Consider the following 5974-nt stretch of genomic DNA (forward strand, 5'->3'; position numbering starts at 1 on the left):
GCGATGGGCAGGGTGGTCACCGCGGCGAGTACGACGACTACATCGTTGGACCGGCAGGCGCTTGCACGTGACCCGCGGGCTCAAACGGTTCGAGCTGCACCGCGCCTCCGATAAAGACAAAGACGACAACCATCCACAGCACCCGAGCCGCGAGAAACAGCCCGGGCGGCTCCTGCCCGAGTAGCCGGATAATCATGGACCGGCGTGTCGTAGCCATTGTTTAGAGTCTTTAATTACGGATACTCGCCAGGCGCCCACGTCGGCGTCGGCGCCCACTCCCCCAGCCGCAGCTACTTCAAGAACGGACTCCGACATGGCCAAAAAGATTGTCTTTCTGCACGGAGTCGGCAAGGGCGACGAGGCGCTCAATTGGTTGGCAGGCCTCAACCGGGGGCTGAAATCCGCTGGTGCAGACGAGGTCGACGCCTCCGCCGTGATCGCACCCGACTATTCGGTTCTCCTGAACGCGCAAGTGTCGAAGATGAAGCATCCGGCCGTCACGTACAAGGGCAAGAACGACGATCGAGAGCGGCGCGCGTTTTTCCGTCGTCAGGGGCGGATCGAGCGACTGCTTGAGAACTCGGGATTCGCAACAGGCTTCGGGCTGCGCCGCCTACCGGATGCCGTCGTCACTCCGCTCCAGAAGGCCGGGGTACACACTGACCTCCTCAAGCAGGTCTACAACTACATGAAGTCCGAGGGGCTTCGTGCAGCGGTGCTCACGCAGATTCTCAAGAGCCTTCCGAGCTCCGGAGAGATCATCCTGATTGGTCATAGCCTCGGGAGCATCATCGCCATCGATCTACTCGACCACCTTCCCGAAAACGTGCACGTTTCTCGCTTCATCACGATCGGCAGTCCGGGTTCAGTCCAGATCCTCCATGAGAAGCACGAGCGAATTCTCAAGCGTTTCCCTTACGCCAGGGTCGACGACTGGACCAACTTCTTCGCCCCGATCGATCCCGTCACCGCCGGGCGCGGTCTCGCTTCACTGTTCCCCGGCGCCCAAGACTTCCGGATCGAGATCAAGCCGGCATCGAATAACAAGTTCGCCCACCATGCCGAGCAGTATCTCGCCCACCCTGCGGTGGGAATGCTTGTCGCGGACGCACTCCACCCGCCAGCTGACGTTCCGGTGACGGGCGTCGAGATCGCGCTTCGGATCGAAGACCTGGAAAGCGACGCACTTTTTGCGCTTTCCTTCGGCTCGCGAGTCGCGTCAAAGATAACGAAGAAGGAGGTAGCGGTCAGGTATGAGGACACTCTCAAAGTCCTCGGCGACGAATTCGTCGACGCTGTGCGGCAGCGCCTCCCCCAGGGCTCGAGTCTGCCCACCGAAGTCGAGGTGCTCGCTCGTGGCCAGGTTCCGAGGCCTCAGCGGAGCCTCGAGCTCGACGAGGCGATCCGCCGAGTGGTCCCCATGTCGTTTTCTAACGTCATTCAGCCGTATGAGATCGAGGTCGGGACCGCCCAGGTCGACGCTATCGAGGACTTCTTCGTCGATCTCGGCTACACGTCCGGGCATGGGCGCAAAGTCCGTGACGCGATATGTGACGTGCAGAAGGTGCTCACGGAGGGCGGTGGTTTCCCGGCCGGAAGGATGGCGATCGCGGCGGCGGGTCTCGCTCTGATCGCCGCCGGACCGATCGGAATCGCCGCCATGGGAACTACTGCCGGAGCTGCTGCCATTACCAGCGGTCTCGCCGCGTTTGGACCGGGAGGAATGGCCGGTGGACTTGCCATGCTCAGCGGACTCGCATCGACTGGCGCGATGGTTACGACTGCGGCGGCGACGCTCAAGGGCGCGGAGGGACCTCCGGTGAGCGATCCCGCGACCCTCGCGATCCAGGTCGCCGCGTCGCACGCCCTCAAGCTGGTCGGAGAGGCGCCTGACCCTCATCTGTGGTCGATGCTCACGACTGCCGACGGGATCGTGTCTGGGCACATCAACAAGCTCTCGCAGTTCAGCGACCCCAAGTCACCGCAACTCGTACAGCTTCGTCAGACCAGGGAGGCTATCGGCCGCCTTATGGGCTTCGCCGCCGACAAGGGTCTCGGGTTTAAGGCCATTACATAGGCCATTGTGCTGCGCCAGGGCTTTAACCAACCAAGCCGGGCGAAGAGGCCACCTTGATGTCAAACCCCGCAGACATCGGCAAAGCAGCCTTTAGTTCCGCAAGAGTGGTATCGAGGGCGCCGGGGGGGGCAATGTGGTCGACAAGCGCGGTCGGAACCTGCACCTCGGCGGCGCCGTCGGTGCACGCGGCAACGGAGAATTTCGGAGCGATAGCGAGGGAGGCCATGAGACTGGGGCCGCGGTCTGACTGCCCCTACTCCACACCTTTAGCGTCGAACGGGTGCGCGGAAGTTACGCCGCACCTTGGCATCGGGAGAATCGAAGCATGGTGAATAACGAAACGGTTGATCAGCGCTCTCTGGCTTCTCGGTGGAGCCTCGACATGGCCCTGGCGTACGAGGTCCGGGATATTACTGACCAGATGCTTGGTGAGGGTCGCTCCCTGCTCGATCCCGAGACAATCATCTGGACCGCGGCTGCCGCCGAGGATCTACGTGCACGAATCGGCGACAATCCGCTCGTTGGCACGGTGCAGGGACAGTGGGAGAAACTCGACCGTCAGCTCCAGGGCGCTTCCCGCGAAGTCATCCTCCTTGCAGCTGAACTGGTCTTCCTACGTGAGCAGCCGCTACTTTCTGCGCGGCCTGAAACTCGTTTGTCACACGTCGCCGGAGTGCTGGGCCACCTTGATGAGCCGCTGTCTGTAAACGAGCAGATGACTACGTGGATGTCTCGCCAACCGGGAACCGCCGGACTCGAGCAAGGCAGGGGCTATAACGGCTCCCTCTGGCGACACCTCATCTGGGCGGCCAAGTTCGTGATCCATTGGACAGGCTTGTCTGAGCCGACAAAGCAGGCCGCTCGGACAGATCCGTGGGCGCTGCAACAGGTCATGCTCGACTCGGGCGAAGACCGCTCTGACATTAGGAACATCCTGCAATTCCTCATGCGTCCCGAAACTTTTGAGCCGATCTCGTCTGCCGCCACAAAGATTAGGATTCGTGACGCGCTGGCATCCCGAATCGGCGGATCCACGGGCAATGATCCGATGTCGATCGACCGCGACTTGTTCGCCATCCGGGCCGACTTAGCTGCTGAGGTCGGGGGCGAGTTCCACTTCTGGACAGCCGGAGTGCATGAACTTTGGGATACCGATCCGAAAAGTACCGTTCCGGAACCGGCTGAGGCCGCGGCACCCGAAGAACCACGTCAGCGCCACTACTGGATCTTCTCTCCCGGCCCTCTGGCTTCGGAGTGGGATGACTTTCTCTCTAGCGGGATCATGGCCATCCATTGGGACGGCCTGGGCGATCTCGCCAACTATTCCGATCGCGAAGCCCTTCGGGAAGCGTTAGAGACTGATGGGAGCGGTGTCTCCAAGAACAATGCGGTGCTCTGTTGCTGGCAGTTCCAGAACGAAATGGCCGTGGGCGACATCGTCTACGCCAAGAGGGGTCGGCGCGAGATCATCGGACGTGGCGAGGTCACGTCCGAGGCCCGGTACAGACCTGATCGTGACACATACCGCTACGTTCGCACTGTCAACTGGAGCCATGCAGGCTCATGGCCGCACCCTGGCCATGCAGTGACCAAGACACTGACCGACGTCACGCCGTATCGCGAGTACGTCGAAGAGATCGAAAACCTCATCATCGGCGAAGAAGAGCTGGACCTCGCCGCGCCGGTCGGCGAGATCCCTGCCTACGACAGAACCAACTTCCTCAGCGAAGTCTACCTGTCGGAGGAGAGCTACGATCGCCTTCGTTCTCTGCTCCATCGCAAGAAGAATGTCATCCTCGCCGGCCCACCCGGAGTGGGAAAAACATACGCGGCCAAGCGGCTGGCGTACTCCATAATGGGCGAAAAAGATCCCAGCAGGGTGCAGGTGGTGCAGTTCCATCAGAGCTACTCGTACGAGGACTTCATGATGGGCTACCGCCCCACTGAGTCTGGAGGATTTCGCCTTGCCGAAGGGCCATTTTACCGCTTCTGCGAGACCGCCCGTGACGCTGGACCTGACCAACCGCACTTCTTCATCATCGATGAGATCAACCGTGGGAACATCTCGAAGGTCTTCGGAGAACTGCTCATGCTGATCGAGGGCGACAAGCGTGGTTCAGCCCTTCGTCTCCTCTACAAGAATGAAGAGTTCTCTGTACCTCCGAACCTCTACATCATCGGCATGATGAACACGGCCGATCGCAGTCTCGCTGTAATCGACTACGCGCTGCGTCGTCGCTTCGGGTTCTTCGACATGAAGCCGGGCTTCAGCACAGAGGGTTTCTCTTATTACCAGGCAAAGATCGACAGTCCGATCCTGGATAGTCTCGTTGCAGCGATCAGAGAGCTCAATCTCGCCATCTCGGATGATCCTGCTCTCGGACCGGGCTTCGCCGTCGGCCACAGCTTCGTCATCGCGGCTCCCGAGGATGACACCGAGGACGCCTGGCTTCAGTCGGTGGTGGAGGACGAACTGGTTCCGCTTCTCGACGAGTATTGGTTCGACGAGCCAGCCAAGGCCGAGGAGTGGTCCGGAAGGTTGCGAGCTGCAATTTCATGACTTCCAACTCCATCACCATCCGTAACATCTACGTGATGATGGCCTACGCCTTCAAGTCTATCCGGAGTTCCGGCACCGACACCGTGGGGACGGAGCAGTTCGACAATCTTCACGACCTCTTCGCGGAGATCTTGGTCCGCGGAGTAGGGACGCAGGTCAAGCGGGGCATGCACCACGACTATGTGCACCGTCGGGAGGAACTGGCGACGGTTCGTGGCCGGATCGATGTCGCGCGCAGCATCGCCGAGCACTCCGGAAGTCGCGGTCGGCTGATCTGCGGTTACGACGAGTACGACCCGGACACACCCCACAATCGCGCGCTGAAGTCCGTGATCATCCTGCTGGTTCGTCATGGCGAGATCAGTAAGAGCCGCAAGGAGGCCCTCCGGCGCCTACTGCCCTATATGGATGCCGTCACCACAGTCGCCCCGACCTCGATCCGGTGGTCCGGCCTCACCGTCCACCGCAGTAACGCCTCGTACCGTTTGCTGCTAGGAGTGTGTGAGTTGGTTGTCCGCGGGCTACTACTGACCGACAGCTCCGGCGACAAGAAGCTCACCACCTGGCTCCCCGACGAGGCCATGAGTCGACTCTACGAGCGGTTCCTGCTCGAGTACTTTGCATTCCACCGCCCAGAACTGTCTCCCAGAGCTCCGTACATCGCCTGGGATTACGACCAGTTGCTGTCGTCTGGGACCGAACATCTTCCAACCATGAAGACCGACCTCCGACTTAACTTCGGTAGGAGGTCCCTGCTAGTTGATGCCAAGTACTACAGCAAGTCACTGCAGACCGGACAGTGGGGCAAGGAGTCCGTCAGCTCGGAGAATCTATACCAAATTCTGGCGTACGTAAAGAATGCCGATGTCACTCAGGACGGGTCCGTCAGCGGGCTTCTGCTGTATGCACGCACTAATGCGCCAGCGCAGCCCAACCTCGACATGACCGTCCAGGGAACTCGAATCGGTGCCCGCACACTCGATCTGAGTCAGCCGTGGAATCAACTGAAGACTCAATTGGACAGCATCACGACGTGGCTGGATTGTTAGAGGGCCGTCGAATTTCGTCCGGCAACAAAGCCACTCGGCCGCGCGTTTGAATTCTCGAGGCAACTCTCGGTGCTGGCCGCTCGCTATCCGCGTTTCGCACCTCCATAATGGGCCCTTCCCCGACCTGCTCAGTCCGACTGGGCAAACACGCTCTCGCGCTCCCCGCGGCCCGCGGCCCGCGAACAGGCGGGCGTACACGTGCACATCTGTGAGCTCGGCGACGTCGTCCCAATGAGTATTTGAGGGTTTGGGAGCCACTGGATATTGAGGTTGGGAGCCACCGTTATT

At 60.6% G+C, this 5974-nt stretch carries 3 protein-coding genes; all 3 read left to right on the plus strand.

Annotation, left to right across the window (positions count from 1 at the left end; genetic code table 11):
• Window positions 1–313: 313 nt before the first annotated feature.
• The 3 genes from IY392_RS06300 (at window position 314) to mcrC (ending at window position 5686) form a co-directional block, all read left to right on the plus strand.
• Window positions 314–2077, plus strand: coding sequence for a hypothetical protein (locus IY392_RS06300; RefSeq protein ID WP_194860783.1), 1764 nt, complete (start codon window positions 314–316; stop codon window positions 2075–2077).
• Between the two features lie 325 nt (window positions 2078–2402).
• Entirely contained in the window at window positions 2403–4637 is a 2235-nt protein-coding gene (locus IY392_RS06305; RefSeq protein WP_228549096.1) for an AAA family ATPase, read from the plus strand.
• Window positions 4634–5686, plus strand: coding sequence for a 5-methylcytosine-specific restriction endonuclease system specificity protein McrC (gene mcrC, locus IY392_RS06310; RefSeq protein ID WP_194860784.1), 1053 nt, complete (start codon window positions 4634–4636; stop codon window positions 5684–5686). Before IY392_RS06305 ends, mcrC begins: the two co-directional genes overlap by 4 nt.
• Window positions 5687–5974 lie beyond the last annotated feature (288 nt).

This window comes from Dietzia sp. SYD-A1 (assembly GCF_015356725.1).
In the GTDB taxonomy this organism is placed as follows: Bacteria; Actinomycetota; Actinomycetes; order Mycobacteriales; family Mycobacteriaceae; genus Dietzia.

Bases quoted from the DNA above. Each gene is read 5' to 3' on its own strand.
- IY392_RS06300 (WP_194860783.1), top strand. From the start codon at position 314: ATGGCCAAAAAGATTGTCTTTCTGCACGGAGTCGGCAAGGGCGACGAG.
- IY392_RS06305 (WP_228549096.1), top strand. From the start codon at position 2,403: ATGGTGAATAACGAAACGGTTGATCAGCGCTCTCTGGCTTCTCGGTGG.
- mcrC (WP_194860784.1), top strand. From the start codon at position 4,634: ATGACTTCCAACTCCATCACCATCCGTAACATCTACGTGATGATGGCC.